This is a genomic window from Lysobacter sp. FW306-1B-D06B (genome assembly GCF_038446665.1).
GTDB lineage: Bacteria > Pseudomonadota > Gammaproteobacteria > Xanthomonadales > Xanthomonadaceae > Lysobacter_J.
On sequence record NZ_CP151802.1, the window covers coordinates 598,941 to 616,896 of the forward strand.

12 protein-coding genes and 1 pseudogene are annotated in these 17,956 nt (G+C 69.4%); 5 read left to right on the forward strand and 8 right to left on the reverse strand.

What is annotated here, in order from left to right:
* Positions 1-176 precede the first annotated feature (176 nt).
* A pseudogene (locus AAFF32_RS02740) lies at positions 177-491 on the reverse strand (DUF4156 domain-containing protein); the annotation flags it as partial.
* A 182-nt stretch (positions 492-673) separates the two neighbouring features.
* Positions 674-3,526: a pitrilysin family protein gene (locus tag AAFF32_RS02745; protein ID WP_342316428.1), complete on the reverse strand. Its 2,853-nt coding sequence runs from the start codon at positions 3,524-3,526 to the stop codon at positions 674-676.
* A 229-nt stretch (positions 3,527-3,755) separates the two neighbouring features.
* Here AAFF32_RS02745 and AAFF32_RS02750 point away from each other — a divergent pair, with 229 nt between their 5' ends.
* The gene (locus tag AAFF32_RS02750) at positions 3,756-4,469 is read left to right on the forward strand and encodes an SDR family oxidoreductase (protein ID WP_216965215.1); all 714 of its coding nucleotides are present in this window, start codon (positions 3,756-3,758) and stop codon (positions 4,467-4,469) included.
* Positions 4,470-4,500: 31 nt separating this feature from the next.
* Positions 4,501-4,980: a tRNA (cytidine(34)-2'-O)-methyltransferase gene (locus AAFF32_RS02755; protein ID WP_216965213.1), complete on the forward strand. Its 480-nt coding sequence runs from the start codon at positions 4,501-4,503 to the stop codon at positions 4,978-4,980.
* Positions 4,981-5,182: 202 nt separating this feature from the next.
* Here AAFF32_RS02755 and AAFF32_RS02760 read toward each other — a convergent pair whose 3' ends face one another.
* The 6 genes from AAFF32_RS02760 to AAFF32_RS02785 form a co-directional block, all read right to left on the reverse strand.
* The gene (locus AAFF32_RS02760; protein ID WP_342316429.1) at positions 5,183-6,550 is read right to left on the reverse strand and encodes a M20 family metallopeptidase; all 1,368 of its coding nucleotides are present in this window, start codon (positions 6,548-6,550) and stop codon (positions 5,183-5,185) included.
* A gap of 137 nt (positions 6,551-6,687) precedes the next feature.
* A complete protein-coding gene (locus AAFF32_RS02765; RefSeq protein ID WP_342316430.1) occupies positions 6,688-7,995 on the reverse strand; it encodes a M20 family metallopeptidase in 1,308 nt (435 codons plus the stop codon).
* A gap of 274 nt (positions 7,996-8,269) precedes the next feature.
* Positions 8,270-10,627 carry a Tex family protein gene (locus AAFF32_RS02770; RefSeq protein ID WP_342316431.1) on the reverse strand — a complete coding sequence of 786 codons (2,358 nt, stop codon included), beginning with the start codon at positions 10,625-10,627 and terminating at the stop codon, positions 8,270-8,272.
* 215 nt (positions 10,628-10,842) lie between these two features.
* On the reverse strand, positions 10,843-11,190 hold the full coding sequence (locus tag AAFF32_RS02775) for a hypothetical protein (protein WP_342316432.1): 348 nt from the start codon (positions 11,188-11,190) through the stop codon (positions 10,843-10,845).
* 119 nt (positions 11,191-11,309) lie between these two features.
* Entirely contained in the window at positions 11,310-12,497 is a 1,188-nt protein-coding gene (locus AAFF32_RS02780) for a fatty acid desaturase (RefSeq protein ID WP_216965194.1), read from the reverse strand.
* A gap of 139 nt (positions 12,498-12,636) precedes the next feature.
* The gene (locus AAFF32_RS02785) at positions 12,637-13,512 is read right to left on the reverse strand and encodes a CHAD domain-containing protein (RefSeq protein WP_342316433.1); all 876 of its coding nucleotides are present in this window, start codon (positions 13,510-13,512) and stop codon (positions 12,637-12,639) included.
* 42 nt (positions 13,513-13,554) lie between these two features.
* Between AAFF32_RS02785 and mutM the strand changes: the two genes are divergently transcribed.
* The 3 genes from mutM (at position 13,555) to AAFF32_RS02800 (ending at position 17,948) form a co-directional block, all read left to right on the forward strand.
* On the forward strand, positions 13,555-14,382 hold the full coding sequence (mutM, locus tag AAFF32_RS02790; protein WP_216965189.1) for a bifunctional DNA-formamidopyrimidine glycosylase/DNA-(apurinic or apyrimidinic site) lyase: 828 nt from the start codon (positions 13,555-13,557) through the stop codon (positions 14,380-14,382).
* A 125-nt stretch (positions 14,383-14,507) separates the two neighbouring features.
* Positions 14,508-15,071: an ECF-type sigma factor gene (locus AAFF32_RS02795; RefSeq protein ID WP_216965187.1), complete on the forward strand. Its 564-nt coding sequence runs from the start codon at positions 14,508-14,510 to the stop codon at positions 15,069-15,071.
* 45 nt (positions 15,072-15,116) lie between these two features.
* The gene (locus tag AAFF32_RS02800; RefSeq protein ID WP_342316434.1) at positions 15,117-17,948 is read left to right on the forward strand and encodes a protein kinase; all 2,832 of its coding nucleotides are present in this window, start codon (positions 15,117-15,119) and stop codon (positions 17,946-17,948) included.
* The last annotated feature ends 8 nt before the right edge of the window (positions 17,949-17,956 follow it).

Below are 17,956 nucleotides of genomic sequence, written 5' to 3' on the forward strand. Positions count from 1 at the left end.
TGGCGGGGTTCAGCGCTGTGACGAGGCGGTAGACGGAAACCTCCCCTCGGCACCCATCTCCTACATAAGAAGACGGGCGCATCCGACGCGTGCGCCGGTCAGCCGCCGATGGGGTAGGTCTGCGCGCTGCCGGTCGCCTTCGGTGCCGCCGGGAGCGACGCACCGCGACCCGCACCGCAGCGCCAGGCCGCGAAACGCTGGGAACCGTTGAGCGGCGCGCCCATCGGCTGCACGGTATCGGCCTGCAGGCCTTGGGCCTCGTTGCGGGCCATGGTCTCCAGCTCCTCGCGCACGCGCAGGTCGTTGCGCTCGTAGAAGGCGACCTTGTTCTTGACCGTGACCTCGACCTCGCCGCGCTTCTCGCAGCCGGCCGGCGGGCCGCTGCCGTCGATCACGCGCACCGAGGACGCGCCGGGCGCCATGTCCACCCAGGTGCAGCCGCCGGCGACCAGCGCCGAAACCAGGACCATCCCCCACATCGACTTACGCATCGTTACCCCGTGATTCGTGCGGCGCGGACGCCGCGCAGCAAACATGAATAGGAACGGGCGCGATTGTCGCCGCACCGAGGCAGGTTGTGAACGCCAACCCGTGAACCGCGACTGAGGCCACCGTCGCGGTTTGCGGTTCCGGGCCGATAGCCCCCGGCAAACGGCCGGGGAGCTGTGCCGGATCAGGGCTTGGCGGCGATCGTGTTGCCGTCGGCGTCGAGCACGTGCACCTCGCCCAGGTTCAGCGCGCGCACGGGCTTTTCGATCTGCTTGAGATCGCCGACCACCACCCACGTCAGCGCCTTGGGATCGAGCGTCGCCGCGGCCGCCTTCACCTGCTCCGGCGTCAAAGCTTCGATCTGCGCCTTGCGCTGGAACACGTAGTCGTCCGGCCGGTCGTAGCGGACGATGCCGCTGATCGCGCCCAGCACGGCCGAACCGGTTTCGAACGCGCCCGGCAGGCTGCGGATCTCGGTGGCCTGGATCTTCGCCACTTCCTCCGGCTGCGGCGGCGCCTTGCCGCTGGCGTAGTCGGTGATCTCGCGCTGCAGTTCCTTCAGCGAATCGGCGGTCTTGTCGATCTGCACCGGCGCGAACGCCATCCACGGGCGCTGGCCAAGCGCGTTGGCCGAGAAGCTGTAGGCGCCGTAGGCCCAGTGCTTGCCCTCGCGCAGGTTCATGTTCAGACGCGAGGAGAACTCGCCGCCCAGCACCGAGTTGGCGATGTCGAAGCGCACCGAATCGGCGTCCTTGGTCGAAGGCACGACTTCGCCGGCGAAGATGTTGGCCTGCACGGCGCCCGGCTGGTCGATCAGGAACACGCGCGGCTTCGCGGGACGGGCGACCTCGCCGATCTGCGGTCGCGGCGGCGCGTCGCCCGTGGGCTTCCAGTCGCCCAGGTGCTTGTCCAGCAGCGGGACGATTTCCTTCAGCGTGGTGTCGCCCACCACGATCAGCGTCGCGTCCTGCGGACGCACCCAGTCGCGATGGAAGTCCACCAGGTCATCGCGCGTGAGCGAGGCGATGGACTCCTCCGTGCCGCTGCCGCTGAACGGCATCGCGTACGCATGGCCCTGGCCGTACAGCAGCGGCGGCAGCACGCGCAGCGCGGCGCCGTTGGGGCGGGCCTTTTCCTGCTTGATGCCGGCGATCCAGGTCGCCTTCACGCGGTCGATTTCCTTCTGGTCGAAGCGCGGCTCGCGCAGCATCTTCGAGAACAGCGCCACCGACGGATCCAGGTTCTGCTTCAACGCCGACAGATACGCCTTGCCGCCGTCGAGCGAGGCGCCCGCGCCGAGGTTGGCGCCCAGCGATTCGGCGCGATCGCCGAAGGCCAGCGCGTCCAGCTCGCCGGCGCCTTCGTCCATCATGCCCATCGCGAAGCTCGAGGTGCCCAGCTTGCGGCCCTGGTCGGCGCTGAAGCCGCCGGTGAACTCGTAGCTCATCTGCACCACGGGGATGTCGTGGCGTTCGGCGAGGATGACGGTGGTGCCGTTCTTGAGCGTGGCGCGCTGCAGCGAGGGGAATTTCAGGTCCGGGTAGCGCGTGGTCTGCGGCACGCCCAGGCTGCGGTCGACCGTCGCGGGCGTGGTGGTGTACTTCGCATCCACCGGCGGCAGGGTCAGCGGCGCGGGCGTGACCGAAGCGTCCTCGGTGACGGCCGTGCGATCGCCCGGCACCACGACGAGCGTGTGGCTTCCCTTCGTCAACCAGGTGTTGGCGACCTTGCCCAGGTCGGTCGCGCTGGCGGTGTCGATGATCTTCAGGCTGTCGCGGAAACAACCCGGGTCGCCGGTGTATACGGTGCACTCGGCCAGCGCGTCGGCCTTGCCGCCGGAGCCGCCGATGCGCTCGATGCCGCGCACGAAGCCGGCCTTGAAGACGGTGCGCGCCTGTTCGAGTTCCGTCTTCGTCGGACCGTCGCGGAGCAGCTTCTTCAGCTCCTCGTCGATGATCGCCTCGACCTTCGCCGGATCCACGCCCTGCTTCACGTCGGCGGTGATGACGAAGTTGGAGCTCAGCTGCATCGGGTACGCGGCCGCGGACACGTTGTCGACCAGCTTTTCCTCATGCAGCAGTCGCTTGTCCAGGCGCGAGGACTTGCTGCCGCCCAGCACCTGGGCGAACAGCTGCAGCTTGTCGAATTCCGGCGTGCCGACCTGCGCCACGTTCCACACGCGGTGGATGCGCGCCTGCGGCACCTTGTCGGTCATGGTCGCGCGGGTGGACTGCGCCAGCGGCGCGACGTCCACCTTCGGTTGCGCCATCGTCGGCGTGGCCGGGATGTCGCCGAAGAAGCGCGTGACCTTTTCCTTCGCGGTGGCCACGTCGATGTCGCCGGCCAGCACCAGCACCGCGTTGTTCGGCCCGTACCAGGTGCGGAACCAGCCCTTCACATCGTCGAGCGAAGCGGCGTCCAAGTCGGCCATCGAGCCGATCGTGCTGTGATGGTACGGGTGCGTCTTCGGATACAGCGCCTTGCCCAACGCATCCCAGACCTGGCCGTAGGGCTGGTTCTCGCCCTCGCGCTTTTCGTTCTGGACCACGCCGCGCTGCTCGTCGAGCACCTTCTGGTCGATCGCGCCGAGCAGGTGGCCCATGCGGTCGGACTCCATCCACAGCGCCATGTCGAGCGCGGTGGTGGGCACGTTCTGGAAGTAGTTGGTGCGATCGGAGTTGGTCGTGCCGTTCATGTCGGTGGCGCCGACCAGCTCGAAGGGTTCGAAGTATTCGCCGCGGTGGTTTTCCGAACCGTTGAACATCAGGTGTTCGAACAGGTGCGCGAAGCCCGTGCGGCCGGCCGGTTCGTCCTTGCTGCCGACGTGGTACCACAGGTTCACCGCCACGATCGGCGCCTTGCGGTCGGTGTGCACCACCACGCGCAGGCCGTTGGGGAGCGTGAACTCCTCATAGGGAATGTCGACCGTCGCCTTCGGCGCGGCGGTCACGGTCGCCGGCGCGAAGGCGACGCCGGTGAAGGTGACGGCCAGGGCCAGGGCGAGCGCGGCAGCGCGCGGGCGGGACGACAGCGACATGGGGGACTCCTTGGAAAAAGCGGGGCCGGGCCGGAAGGCCAGGCCGGTCCAGCATCCTAGCCGCGCGTCGTGAACGGCGGCACTAGGCCACAAGTCCCGAGCCGAGGTGTCAATTTCGTATCGATACAGCCGGGCCCGATGCGGTGATCCGGGGTGCGGGCCGGCATCGAAGCGACGGCTCCACCCCATCCTCCCTAGACTGGGCGTCCCTTCCGGCCGGACGCCCGCGATGTCGCCCACCCAGCGCACTCCCCGACGCAGTCTGGTCACCGGCGCCAACCGCGGCCTGGGCCTGGAATTCGTCCGCCAGCTCCTGGCCGCCGGCGACCATGTCGTCGCCACCAGCCGCCACCCCGGCAAGGCCAACGCCCTCAACCAGCTCGTCGGCGAGCATCCCGGCCGCCTGCATGTGCTGCCGCTGGACGTGGCCGAACCGAAAACGCACGCCGAACTGGCCCGCGAACTGCCGCTGGTCATCGACGGCATCGACCTGCTGGTCAACAACGCCGGCGTGCTGCATTCGGGCGAGCGCTTCGGCCACGTGCCGCCCGCGCAGCTGGACGACAGCTTCCGCACCAACGCATCTGGGCCGTTCCTGCTCACCCAGGCGCTGGCCGAACGCCTCGCCGACGGCGCCAAGGTCGCGAACCTGTCGTCGGTGCTGGGGTCGATCGAGGCGGTGGAAGGCTTCTATACGCCCAGCTACGCCATGTCGAAGGCCGCGCAGAACATGGGCACCGCGCTGCTGGCCTCCGCGCTGCGCGAACGCTCGATCACGGTGGTGGCGCTGCATCCGGGCTGGGTGCAGACCGACATGGGCGGCAGCGGCGCGCAGATTCCGGCGACCGAATCCGTGCGCGGGCTGCTGAAGGTCATCGACGGGCTCAAGTCCGCCGACAGCGGCCGCTTCATCGACTACCGCGGCAAGCCCGTCGCGTGGTGACGCGCGCCGTGTCGCGGGCGATCATGCGCGCATGTTCGACGTCATCCTGTTCCAGCCGGAAATCCCGCCCAACACGGGCAACGTGATCCGCCTGTGCGCCAACACGGGCGCACGGCTGCACCTGATCGAACCGCTGGGGTTCACGCTGGAAGACAAGCAGCTCAAGCGCGCGGGGCTCGACTATCACGAGTACGCGACCTTGCAGGTGCACGCCGACCTGTCCGCCGCACTGGCGACGATCACCGCCGCCAACGGCAAGCCGCCGCGGTTGTTCGCGCTGAGTACGCGCGGGACGGTGCGCTTCGATACGCCGCGTTACGAAGCGGGCGATGCATTCCTCTTCGGCCCGGAGACGCGCGGCCTGCCGACGGACGTGCTCGAGAGCGTCCCCGCCGCGCAGCGCCTGCGCCTGCCGATGCGACCGGAGAACCGCAGCCTCAACCTGTCCAACGCGGTGGCGGTGGTGGTGTTCGAGGCGTGGCGGCAGAGTGGGTTTGCGGGGAGCGCGTAGGGCCTCCGCGCAGCTCCTTCTTTCCGTCATCCCAGCGAAAGCTGGGATCCATTTTGATTTGTCTCGACGCGCTCATCGGAAAGCAAGATGGATCCCAGCTTTCGCTGGGATGACGGCGAATGTGAGAACGCGAGCATCGAGGCGCATTCGGCCTGGATCCCGGCCTTCGCCGGGATGACGGCTCGTCGATGCCGCTGCGATCTCAACCCTCGGCGTGCTCCGCAGCCTCCGCGCCGCTCGCCGCCACCGCGCCCGTCGGCGCATGCAGATAATCCAGCGTCACCTGCAGCAGCGCGCGCAGGCCCAGGTCCAGCGCCGACTCATCCAGCGCGAATTTCGGCGAGTGGTTGCTCGGCGCCGTCACCGGGTCGATGCCCTTGGACGTCGCGCCGACGAAGAAGAACATCGCCGGCACTTCCTTCGCGTAGAACGAGAAATCCTCCGCGCCCATCTGCAGCGGCGGTTCGATCACGTTGGCCGCGCCGGCCACGGCCTGCAGGCTCGGGATCATGCGCGCGGTCAGCGCCGGATCGTTCACTGTTACCGGGTTGCCGTCGCTGTCGGGCACGTTCGCCACGGCGGTCGCGCCGTTGGCGGCGCTGACATGCTCGGCCACGTTCTTCAGGTCGCCGAAGATGCGCTGGCGCATGCCCTCGTCGAAGGTGCGGATCGTGCCGACCAGTTCCACCTCATCCGGAATGATGTTGTAGCGGATGCCGCCCTTGATCGCGCCGAAGCTCACCACCGCCGGCAACTTGGCGATGTCGGTGCGGCGGCTGACGATGGTCTGCGCCGTGCCGATCACGTCGGCCGCGGCGACGATGGGATCGATGCCGCCCCACGGACGCGAGCCGTGGGTCTGACGGCCCTTCACCTTGATGGTGAACTTGTCGGACGCCGCCATCAGCGGCCCCTGGCGCACGCCGATCTGGCCGACCGGCAGCGTCGAGAACACGTGCAATCCGAACATCGCGTCAGGCTTGAAGTCCTTGAACAGGCCCTCCTCCAGCATCAGCGATGCACCGCCTTCCTCGCCGTCGGGCGCGCCCTCTTCCGACGGCTGGAAGACCAGCATCACCGAACCAGGCAGATCGGCCTTCATCTTCACCAGCGCATCGGCGATGCCCAGCAGGATGCCGGTGTGCGCGTCATGGCCGCAGGCGTGCATCACGCCGACTGTCTCGCCGCGGAACGTCGCCGTGGCCTTCGACGCGAACGGCAGGTCCACCTGCTCGGTCACCGGCAGCGCGTCCATGTCGGCGCGCAGCGCGACGCGCGGGCCGGGCTTGCCGCCTTCGATGATCGCGACCACGCCATGGTGCGCGATGCCGACCTTCGGCTTCAGGCCGAGTGCGCGCAGGTGCTCGGCGACCTTGGCGGCGGTGCGCTCCTCGCGGTTGGACAGCTCCGGGTGCTGGTGGAAATCACGCCGCCAGGCGACGACCTTCTGCTGCACGGCCTTGGCGGCGGCGACGACTTCGGGCCGCTCGCCGGCAGGCGCGGCCTGCGCGTGTGCGAACAAGGGCGTGGCAAGCAAAGCGCTGCTCAGCAGCGCGGGCATCAGGCGCATCGACGGAACTCCCCGGTTGGTCCGTCGATCCTAACGCACACGACTTTGCCGGATTGGGTGCCCGGGTAAGCGCGGCGCATCCGGGAGGCCTCACGCTCGACCCCGGGTGCGCTTCGCTTACCCGGGCTACGTCGGGCTTACTGCGCGCCCCGCAAATAATCCAGCGCCACCTGCAACGTCACGCGCACGCCCACGTCCAGCGCCTGTTCGTCGAGCAGGAACTGCGGCGAATGGTTGATCGGCGCCTTCGCCGGGTCGGTGCCTTTCGCCGTGGAGCCGACGAAGAAGTACACGCCCGGCACCGTGTTGGCGAACTGCGCGAAGTCCTCCGCCACCGTCACCATCGGCATCTCGACGACGTTCGCCTCGCCCACCGCGCGTTGCAGCGAGGGGCGCACGCGCGCGGTCAGCGCCGGATCGTTGACGGTCGCCGGCGCGTTGGCGGCGACATCGAGCGTCGCCGTTGCGCCGCTGGCATGGGCGAAATCTTCTGCCGTGCGCCGGAAGCGGTTGATGATGTCCTCGCGCTGCGCCGCATCGAACGTGCGCAGCGTGCCGACCAGCTTCGCTTCGTCGGGAATAATGTTGAAGCGCACGCCGGCGTTGAACTGGCCGGCGGTCAGCACCGCTGGTGTCGCGGCGATGTTCACCTGCCGCGCGATCAGGCTCTGCGTGCCGAGCAGGATCTGCGCGGCGACGGTGATCGGGTCCACGCCGTCCCACGGCCGCGAGCCGTGCGTCTGCTTTCCGCGCACCGTCAGGCTCCATTCGTCCGCGGCGGCGAGCATCGGCCCGCTGCGCACGCCGACCTGGCCCACCGGCAGCCCCGCCCAGACGTGCAGGCCGAAGACAGCGTCGGGCTTGAAGTCGCGGAAGACGCCTTCGTCCAACATCAACTTCGCGCCGAAGTTCTCGCCGGGATTCGGCGGGCCTTCTTCCGACGGCTGGAAGACGAACATGACTTCGCCCGGCAGCGTCGCCTTCTGCGCGGCGAGCGCCGTCGCCACACCGAGCAGGATCGCCACGTGCGCGTCATGGCCGCAGGCGTGCATCACGCCCACGTCCTGGCCACGGTAGGTGGTCTTCACCTTCGAGGCGAACGGCAGGCCGGTCTGCTCGGTCACCGGCAACGCGTCCATGTCGGCGCGCAGTGCGATGCGCGGTCCGGGCTTGCCGCCCTTCAACACGGCCACCACGCCCGTGTGCGCGACGCCGGTCTTCACTTGCAGGCCGAGCTTGCGCAGCTGGTCGGCGACGAGCTTGGCGGTGCGGACTTCGTTGTTGCCCAGTTCCGGATGCTGGTGGATGTCGCGACGCCAGGCGACGACGTCCTTCTGCACGGATTGTGCGGCGGTGGCGATGTCCGGCGTTGCATCGGACGACTGCGCGAAGGCGGGCGTGGCGAGCAGGGAGGCGATCAGGACAGGCAGCAGGTGCGGGCGCATGGCAGGAGGATCGGTGGGAATGGACCGATCCTAGCGGCTGCGGGCCGTCCGGACGATGCGCGGTCTGGCGCGCACACGGCCATGCGCGACTGAGGACATGCCCCAACGTCATATCCAACGCCGGCTTTTGCCCCTCTTCCCCGCGCCCTCATCCGCCTGCCGGCACCTTCTCCCGCCAGCTCCAGTAGCCCGGGCAAGCGCAGCGCACCCGGGGAACGACGCGCAACCCGGGTGCGCTGCGCTTACCCGGGCTACATACCGAAAGACGCGTCCGTCAGTCCTTCTTCGCCTTCGCGAACGCCGCGGCGAGCGCGTTGTTCATCGGCGGCGGCGTGTTCGCGCGCGCGGCGTTGAAGCCGCCACCGCGTGCATCGCGTCCGCCGCGCGGCGCACCGCCTCGTGGTGCATCGCGATCGTCGCGACCGCCCGCGCGCGGTGCCGGCGCGCTGTCGTCCAGGCGGCGCGTCAGTGCGATGCGCTTGCGCGCCACGTCGACCTCCAGCACCTTCACCTTGACGATGTCACCCGCCTTCACCACTTCGCGCGGATCCTTCACGTACTTGTCCGACAGCGCGGAAATGTGGATCAGCCCGTCCTGGTGCACGCCGATGTCGACGAACGCGCCGAACGCCGCCACATTGCTCACCACGCCTTCCAGGATCATGCCTTCGCGCAGGTCCTTGATGTCCTCCACGCCATCGGCGAAGCGCGCGGCCTTGAACTCCGGGCGCGGGTCGCGGCCCGGCTTTTCCAGCTCTTTCAGGATGTCGCGCACGGTCGGCACGCCGAACTTCTCGTCGGTGAACTGCTCGGCCTTCAATCCGCGCAGGGTCGGCGCGTCGCCGATCAGCGACTTCACTTCGCGACCGCACTGCTTGAGGATGCGCTCCACCACCGGGTACGCCTCCGGGTGCACCGACGAGGCGTCCAGCGGCTGGTCGCCATCGGCGATGCGCAGGAAGCCGGCGCACTGCTCGAACGTCTTGTCGCCCAGGCGCGGCACTTTCAGCAGTTCCTTGCGCGACTTGAACGCACCGTTGGCGTCGCGGTAGACGACGATGTTCTGCGCGATCGTCGACGACAGCCCCGACACGCGCGTGAGCAGCGCGGCGGACGCGGTGTTCACGTCCACGCCGACCGCGTTCACGCAGTCCTCGACGCGCGCGTCCAGCGCGCGCGCCAGCTTGAACTGGTCCACATCGTGCTGGTACTGGCCCACGCCGATCGCCTTGGGCTCGATCTTCACCAGCTCCGCCAGCGGATCCTGCAGGCGTCGCGCGATCGACACCGCGCCGCGAATCGACACGTCCAGGTCCGGGAATTCCTTCGCCGCGAATTCCGACGCCGAGTACACCGACGCACCTGCCTCGCTGACGACGATCTTCTGCATCTTCGCTTCCGGCGCCAGCTTGATCAGGTCGCCGGCGAGCTTGTCGGTCTCGCGCGATGCAGTGCCGTTGCCGATGGCGATCAGTTCCACCGAATGCTTCGCGCACAGCGCGCGCAGGATCATCAGCGACTGGTCCCACTGGCGCTTGGGTTCGTGCGGATAGATCGTCGCGGTGTCGACGAGCTTGCCGGTGCGATCGACCACGGCGACCTTCACGCCGGTGCGCAGGCCCGGGTCGAGGCCGAGCACGGCCTTCGGCCCGGCGGGCGCGGCCAGCAGCAGGTCCTTGAGGTTGTCGCCGAAGACGTCGATGGCCTCGCTTTCGGCCTTCTCGCGCGCCTGCGCGAACAGGTCGAGCGTGAGGTGCAGGTGCAGCTTGGCCTTCCACGTCAGGCGGCAGGAATCCACCAGCCACTTGTCGGCGGGGCGACCCTGCGCCTTGATGCCGGCGTGCACGGCCACGCGGCCTTCGCCCTGCAGGTGGCCGGCGTCGGCGTCGGTGCCCGGATCCAGATCGATGAACAGGAATTCCTCGCGACGCCCGCGGAACAGCGCGAGCAGACGGTGCGAGGGAATCTTCGCCAGCGGTTCGGCGTGGTCGAAGTAATCGCGGAACTTCTCGCCGGCGGTCTCCTTGCCTTCGGCCACGCGCGAGCGGATCACGCCGACCTCACCGAGCCAGTTGCGAAGCTCGCCGACGAGCGCGGCGTCTTCGCCCCAGCGCTCCATGAGGATCGCGCGCGCGCCGTCGAGCGCGGCCTTCGCGTCGGCCACGCCCTTCTCGGCGTCGACGAAACCGGCCGCGACGGCTTCCGGAACCTGCGTGGGATCGGCGAGCAGCCCGTCGGCGAGCGGCTCCAGCCCGGCCTCGCGCGCGATCTGCGCGCGCGTGCGGCGCTTTTGCTTGTACGGCAGGTACAGGTCTTCCAGGCGCGCCTTGCTGTCGGCCGCTTCGATGTCCGCGCGCAGCGCGTCGGTCATCTTGCCCTGCTCCTCGATGCTGCTCAGCACCGCGGCGCGGCGGTCTTCCAGTTCGCGCAGGTAGGTCAGGCGCGTTTCGAGGTTGCGCAGCTGCGTGTCGTCCAGGCCGCCGGTGACTTCCTTGCGGTAGCGCGCGATGAAGGGAACGGTCGCGCCTTCGTCGAGCAGTGCGATGGCGGCCTGCGCCTGCTGCGTCTGGGCGTTGATTTCCTCGGCGATGAGGCGGGCGATCTTTGCGGCGACTTGCTTGAGGTCCTGCATTGCTTCCAATCGTCTGAGCCCCGGCGGGGCCGGGCGGAACGGGGATTGTCGCAACCGCGGGCGCGGGGCGGTACCCGTTGACATCGCCGCGATGCGCGCATGGCGAGGTCGGCTCGCATCGTCGTGCCACGCAGCAAGGTAGCCCGGGTAAGCGCAGCGCGGGCCTCGGGCGCGCGACCCGGGTGCGCTGCGCTTACCCGGGCTACTGACGTGGGCTACTGCGGCGGTGCGAGCAATTCCTGTGCGTCGAGGAAGCCGTCGCGGTTGCGGTCCTGGCGGGCGAAGCGCTCGGCCAGCGTCTGGCGGTGGTCGGCCAGGCTCACCGGCGTGCCGCGGCCGCCGGGCAGTTCGTCCACCGACAACATGCCGTCGCGGTTGGCGTCCATGCGCGTGAACGCGTAGCTCAACCAGTCCTGGTACTCGACGAGCGAAACGCGGCCGTCGTGATCGGCGTCCATGCGCGCGACGTAGTCGGTGCTGGCTTCCACGGCAGGACGATCGACTTGCGGCGCCTCGGCCGACGCCTGCGCGGGCGCGCTCGGCGTGCGGCCGGACAGGTTCATCGGGATCGATTGGGCGTTCGCATTCGCGGCGCATGCCAGCGCCACGCACAACAAAAAGCCCGCGCGTTGCGGCGCGGGCTTGTTCGGAACGGCGCGGTCCATCGCCATCGAAACGACGGTCAGGCCGTGCGTGCCGGCGCCAGGGCGTAGCCCTTCAGGCGCGCGGAGAACGCCTGCAGCGCCTGGATGCCGCTGGCCTCGGCCTCGGTGCACCAGGCGTGCAGCTTGGCCAGCGTGGCCTGCGCGTCGTGCGAGCGGTCGTCGAGCACCTGCGCCAAACGCTGGCGGAAGTCGGCCAGCGTGGCCATCTTCGGGCGTTCGGCCAGCCATGCCTGCAGCTTGGCGCGCTTGTCGTCGTCCAGCCAGCGGCCGTCGTCGGCCAGGCCCTGGCGCAGATTGCGCGGCAGCTTGAACTTCGCCTCGCGCAGCGCCGGCAGCGTGACGTTGCGGTAGTAATCGGTCATCGCCTGGAAGCGGATCGCCAGCAGCGCGCGCAGCGTTTCGCCGTCGGGCATGGCGATGTTGGGACGCACGTCGAGCGTCGGCGCCACGCGCAGCACCTTGGCCAGGCCGACCTTCTCCAACAGCTTGATCGCGCTCCAGCCGATGTCGAACTCCCACTTGCGCAGCGCGAACTTCGCCGAGCTCGGGAACGCATGGTGGTTGTTGTGCAGTTCTTCGCCGCCGATCCAGAAGCCCCACGGCGTGAGGTTGGTCGCGGTGTCGGTGGTCTCGAAGTTGCGGTAGCCCCACCAGTGGCCCAGGCCGTTGACGACGCCCGCGGCCCAGAACGGGATCCACACCATCTGGATCGCCCACGCCGCCACGCCCATGAAGCCGAACAGCACGATGCTGATCGCCAGCATCAGCACCGGGCCCATCGTCGCGTGCGGGGTGTAGAGGTGGCGCTCGATCCAGTCGTCCGGGCAACCCTTGCCGTACTTCTCGATGTCCTCGCGCTGGCCGCGCGCTTCGCGGTACAGCTCCACGCCGCGCCACATCACCGTGTCGATGCCCTTGAACTGCGGGCTGTGCGGGTCTTCCTCGGTCTCGCACTTGGCGTGGTGCTTGCGATGGATCGCCGCCCACTCGCGCGTGATCATCGAGGTGGTGAGCCACGCCCAGAAGCGGAAGACGTGCGCCAGCACCGGATGGAAGTCCACCGAGCGGTGCGCCATCGAACGATGCAGGTACAGCGTGACGGAGAGGATCGTCAGCTGGGTGACCACCAGCAGCCAGATCAGCATTTCGCCCCAGCTGGCCTGGACCAGGCCGCCGGCGAGGAAATCGAGCAGGGAAACGGACATTTACTTCGGCTCCGGGGATTGCCGGCGGAACAGCGGTGAACGATCGGGCGGCAGGCAGGCACGCGGCCATCCGTTGCGAATCATGCCAGTGGCACAGCACCGTTCGCGCCTGTATGGCCTGTATTTGTGATGGGGTCGTTCAGTCCGCCTGGCAAGCCACGTCGAGATTGCGTGCGATGCGACGCCGGGCACGCCGTAGCGCGGGTTCCGCGCGCTCGCGCAACGCTTGGCGGTCCTGCTTGCTGAATGGGGAGTCCCGGCGGCAATGGTCCAGCAACAGGGCGAGATCCTGGGCGCGGCCGAGCTGCTCGGCGGTGCGTTTGTCGAACAACTCCGACGCGGCGGCCACCGGCAGGCCGATCAGTTCCAGCGCCCGGCGCTGCTGCGAAGCGCGGCGGGCGCGACGGCGCCAGCGGTGCCAGTCCTCGTCGTCGCCGCTGTGGCGTGCGCGGGCCTGCGCCTCGCGGGTGCGCAGGTCGCTGTCGGCCACGCCCATGCGCAGGCCGGCGGACGTCAGCCGGTGCCAATCCAGCGCCGGCAACGCGGCGCGGAACACCGCCAACAGGGCCCGGCGCGCGCCCAGCCCGGGGTCGGTCTGGATCGCCGCCGCGCCGACGCGGGCGCGCGCGGCGACGGCGGCCTCGCATGCACGCGTCAGCACCTGGCGCACGTCGTCCTTGCGTTCGCGCTTGAGCAGGCGGTCGAGCACTTCCACCAGGGCGTGCGCGTCGCGCAGGGTCGACAGCCCGCGGTTCAGCGCGCGCAGTTCGCGGTCGAGCAGCCCCGCGCCCGGGCCCAGGAGGCCGTCGCCCAACGCCAGCGCGGCGCGGGCGCGGCGGATCGCCTTGCGCGCCAGGTGGACGCCTTCGTGCAGGTCCGGGTCGGCCAGTGCCTCGTGCGCGGCGTCGATCTCGCCCCGCGTGTAGGCGCACAGGGCCGCCCCGGGCGAGGCCGGGCCGGCGGGTTCTTGCGTTCGGCTGGGCGATGCCTTGTCCATCGCGCGTCGCGAACCCATCCATCCGACTCCGGTCGTGAATCCCGATAGTACGCTCGCCCCATGCCCGAGCTTCCCGAAGTCGAAACCACCCGTCGCGGCCTGGCGCCGCACGTCGAAGGCCGCCGCGTGGCGGGCGTGACCCTACGCCGGCCGGACCTGCGCTGGCCGATCCCGGACGAGGTCGCGCGCCTGCTTCCCGGCCAGCGCATCGAGTCGGTGCGCCGACGCGCCAAGTACCTGTTGCTGGACACGCAGGCCGGCAGCGCCCTGCTGCACCTGGGCATGTCCGGCAGCCTGCGCGTGCTGCCGGCCGACACGCCGGTGCGCGCCCACGACCACGTCGACATCGCGCTGGCCCCCGAAGGCCGACAGGGCGCGCGCGTGCTGCGCTTCAACGACCCGCGCCGATTCGGCTGCCTGCTCTGGCAACCGCCCGGCGACACCCACGAACTGCTCGCCGACCTGGGGCCGGAACCGCTGTCGGACGGCTTCGACGGCGACTACCTGTTCGCCCTGAGCCGGGGCCGCAGCGCGCCGGTGAAGACCTTCCTGATGGACCAACGCGTGGTGGTCGGGGTTGGCAACATCTACGTGGCCGAAGCGCTGTTCGCCGCCGGCATCTCGCCGCTGCGCGCGGCCGGCAAGGTCTCGCGCGAGCGCTACCAGCGCCTGGCCGACGAGGTCCGCCGCATCCTCGGCCATGCCATCGAACGCGGCGGGACGACGCTGCGGGACTTCATCGCCCCGGACGGTGCCCCGGGCTATTTCGAGCAGGAACTGTCCGCCTACGGCCGGGGCGGCGAGCCCTGTCCGCGCTGCGGACGGCCGCTGAAACAGGCCGCCATCGGCCAACGCACGACCGTTTGGTGCGGCCACTGCCAGAAGTGACACCGCCCCGATGAGGCAGTGTCAGAAAAAACTGAAGGAGCGGCGCGGCCCATTCTGACGCGACTTTTTCGAGTTGCATGTCACAAAAAGGGATATATTCCGAGCCACTGCGCACGGGGCTGCCCATGGCCGACACCGCCGATATCACGCTGCTGCTGGATGCTGCACGAGAAGGGGACCGCGGCGCACTCGACCGCGTGCTCGCCACGCTTTATCAGGAACTGCACACGATGGCGCGGCGCCAACTCGCCGGCCAGCATGGGCAGACGCTCGATGCCACCGCCCTGGTGCACGAGGCCTATCTCAAGCTCATCGGCCGCCGCGAGGCGCAGTTCGACGATCGCGCGCACTTCTTCGCCTACGCCGCCTCGGCCATGCGCAGCGTGGTCGTGGATTACGCGCGCCAGCGCCTGGCGCAGAAGCGCGGCGGCGACCTGCACCGCGTCACGGAACTTCCCGACGACGTCGAAGGCGGCCTGCGCCTGGACGAAGACACCCTCGGCCTGGACACCGCGCTGACCAAGCTCGCCGCCGTCGATCCACGCCTGGCGCAGGTGGTGGAACTGCGTTACTTCGCCGGCCTGTCGGAACTGGAGATCGCCGCGCTGCTGGAGCGTTCCGAGCGCAGCATCCGCCGCGACTGGCAGAAGGCGCGGCTGTTCCTGCTCGCGTCGTTGAAGGATTCGTAAGGTTTCTCCCACGCGCCCCGCGTTGATCCCTGAGGTCGAGTCCCGATGGATCCCGAGCGCTGGCAACGCATCTCCCCGCTGCTCGACGCGCTCTTCGAACTGGAGCCGCAGGCGCGCGAGCTGCGCCTGGCGCAATTGCGCGACGAAGACCCCGCGCTGGCCGAAGAGCTGCAGACGCTCATCACGCTGGACGAAAGCCACGAGGACTTCCTGTCCGAACCGCTGGTCGCGCCTTTGGCCGGCCTGCGCGCAGGCGGTGAAGTCGGGCCGTATCGACTCGAACGCCTGCTCGGCGAAGGCGGCATGGGCCAGGTATGGCTGGCCGCGCGCGCCGACGGCCTGTACCAGCGCCGCGTCGCGCTGAAACTGCTGCGCCCCGGCCTGGCCGACAGCAACCTGCGCGTGCGCTTCTCGCGCGAGCGGCAGATCCTCGCGCGCCTGGCGCACCCGCACATCGCGCGCCTGCTCGACGCGGGCATGAGCACCGATGGCCTGCCGTACCTCGCGCTGGAGTACGTCGAAGGCGAGCCGATCACCGACTACTGCCGCAACCATCAGCTGCCGCTGGAGCAACGGCTGCGCATGTTCCATCAGATCTGCGACGCGGTGAGCCACGCGCACGCGAACCTGATCGTGCATCGCGACCTCAAGCCCTCGAACATCCTGGTGACACCCAGCGGCGACGTGCGCCTGCTCGATTTCGGCATCGCCAAACTGCTGGATTCCGAAGCGCCGATGGTCGAGCAGACGCGCACCGGCGTGCGCGCGTTCACCCTGCACTACGCCGCGCCCGAGCAGGTGCGCGGCGAACCCGTCACCACGATGACCGACGTGTACGCGCTGGGCGTGGTGCTGTTCGAACTGCTCACCGACACCAAGCCGTACCGGCTGAAACGGCAGACCGATGCGGAATGGGAAGAGGCGATCCTCGCCGCCGATCCGCAGCATCCCTCGCACACGCTGCTGCGTCGCGCCGAAGACGCGGGCGCCGATGTGCACGCATTGCGCCGCCACGCGCGCATGCTCGCCGGCGATCTGGACAACATCGTGCTCAAGACGCTGTCCAAGCGGCCCGAGCAGCGCTATCCGTCGGTGGAAGCGCTGGCGCTGGACCTGAGCCGCTACGAGGCCGGTCGTCCCGTGCAGGCGCGCCCGCAGAGCATGGGCTACCGCTTCGGCAAGTACTTGCGCCGGCACCGCTGGTCGCTGGCGACGGGCACGCTGGTGGCGGTGGTGTTGAGCGCGGCGCTGGCGATCGTCGCCTGGCAGGCGCGGCAGGCCGTCGCCGAAGCCGGACGCGCGCAGGCGATGCAGGACTTCATGGTCGGCGTGTTCGAAAGCGCGCGTGGCACGCCCGAAGGCCAGGCGCTGGACCTGCGCGGCCTGCTCGACGATTCGCTGGATCGAGGCAACCGCGAACTCGCGCGGCAACCGCGCGCGCGCGCCGAACTGCTGGGCGTGATCGCGCGCCTGCGCATCGGCCTGGGCGATTACCGCGAAGCGCTGGTGCTGCTCAACCGCCAGGCCGTCGCGCTGGAATCCGCTCCCGATGTCCCCGTGAGCCTGCAACTGGAATCGCTGACGCAGCGCGGCCAGGCGCTGCGTTTGCTGGGTGAGGCGCGGCAGTGCATCGGCCTGATGCAACCCGCGCTGGCAACCGCGCGGCGCGAGCAGGCGCAATTGCCGCCGCAGGTGAGCGAGTTCTACTCGCAACTCGGCCGCTGCCGTCGCGACAACGGCGAGCGCCAGGGTGCGCGCCAGTTGTTCGAACGTTCGCTCACGCTGCGCCGCGAGGATCGCGACGAAGTGGGCACGGTGGAGAACCTGATCGACCTGGCCAACCTGCAGGCCGATGCCGGCCAGTCCGGCGCCGCGTTGCAGGGCTATCAACAAGCGCGCATCCAGCTGCGTCAGAAAGTGGGCGAACGGCATGCGCTGATGGTCGAGATCGGCTCGCGCATGGCATCGCTGCGGCAGGGCCTGGGCCAGACGGATGCGGCCGAACGCTCGGCGTCGGATGCCTTCGCGCTCGCGCTGGAGGTGTATGGCGCGCAGCATCCGGCCACGCTTTCGCTGCGTCGCCAGCTGGCCGCGCTGCACATCGAGCAGGGCCGCTATTCCCAGGCGGAAACCGAACTGCGCGAGGCCATCGCGCTACAGCAACGTCGCGTCAGCGCGGGCGGAAGCGATCCGGGCGAAATCCGGCGCGGTGCAGGCGAACTCGGGCGCCTGCAGCGTCAGCTCGGCCTGGTGACCTGGGAGCGCGGCGACAGCGCGACCGCGCTGGCTTCCATGCAACGCGCCGTGACGCTGGCCCGGCAACACGACGACGTCCCGCGACTGGCCGACGCGCTGTTCGACCAAGCCCGCTTGCTGCACGCGTCGGGACGCGACCGCACCGCGCTGAAAGCGGTGACGGAAGCGCGCGAGTTGCGCCTCGAGGAACTCGGCCCGCGTCACCCGCTGGTCGGCGACACCGACCGGTTGCTGGGCCAGATCGAACTCTCGCTCGGCCAGCACGACCAGGGCATGGCGCACCTGGCGCAGGCCGTGACGCTCACCCGCAGCGGCTACGGCAGCACGCATCCGAACACGCGCGAAGCCGAACTGGCCCTGGCCCGCGCACAGGCGCTGGACGGCGACGACGGCGCGCTGACGCGACTGGATGCATTGGCCGGGCTCTCACACGGCGACCTGGACCTGCGCCGCACGGCATGGCGCGCGCAAGCCTATGCCGCACAGCTGCGCTGCCACGGGCCGGACCGCGATCCCGCGATGGCGCGTCTGGATGCGTTGCACGAACAGTTGTTGAGCGAACAGCCCGACGGCGGTGCGATTCCACGCGAGGTGGCGGCGATCATGCGGGGGTGTGGTTAGGCTTTTCG

Coding starts and splice junctions, on each gene's coding strand:
- AAFF32_RS02745 (WP_342316428.1), bottom strand. CDS start 3,526: ATGTCGCTGTCGTCCCGCCCGCGCGCTGCCGCGCTCGCCCTGGCCCTG.
- AAFF32_RS02750 (WP_216965215.1), top strand. CDS start 3,756: ATGTCGCCCACCCAGCGCACTCCCCGACGCAGTCTGGTCACCGGCGCC.
- AAFF32_RS02755 (WP_216965213.1), top strand. CDS start 4,501: ATGTTCGACGTCATCCTGTTCCAGCCGGAAATCCCGCCCAACACGGGC.
- AAFF32_RS02760 (WP_342316429.1), bottom strand. CDS start 6,550: ATGCGCCTGATGCCCGCGCTGCTGAGCAGCGCTTTGCTTGCCACGCCC.
- AAFF32_RS02765 (WP_342316430.1), bottom strand. CDS start 7,995: ATGCGCCCGCACCTGCTGCCTGTCCTGATCGCCTCCCTGCTCGCCACG.
- AAFF32_RS02770 (WP_342316431.1), bottom strand. CDS start 10,627: ATGCAGGACCTCAAGCAAGTCGCCGCAAAGATCGCCCGCCTCATCGCC.
- AAFF32_RS02775 (WP_342316432.1), bottom strand. CDS start 11,190: ATGAACCTGTCCGGCCGCACGCCGAGCGCGCCCGCGCAGGCGTCGGCC.
- AAFF32_RS02780 (WP_216965194.1), bottom strand. CDS start 12,497: ATGTCCGTTTCCCTGCTCGATTTCCTCGCCGGCGGCCTGGTCCAGGCC.
- AAFF32_RS02785 (WP_342316433.1), bottom strand. CDS start 13,512: ATGGGTTCGCGACGCGCGATGGACAAGGCATCGCCCAGCCGAACGCAA.
- mutM (WP_216965189.1), top strand. CDS start 13,555: ATGCCCGAGCTTCCCGAAGTCGAAACCACCCGTCGCGGCCTGGCGCCG.
- AAFF32_RS02795 (WP_216965187.1), top strand. CDS start 14,508: ATGGCCGACACCGCCGATATCACGCTGCTGCTGGATGCTGCACGAGAA.
- AAFF32_RS02800 (WP_342316434.1), top strand. CDS start 15,117: ATGGATCCCGAGCGCTGGCAACGCATCTCCCCGCTGCTCGACGCGCTC.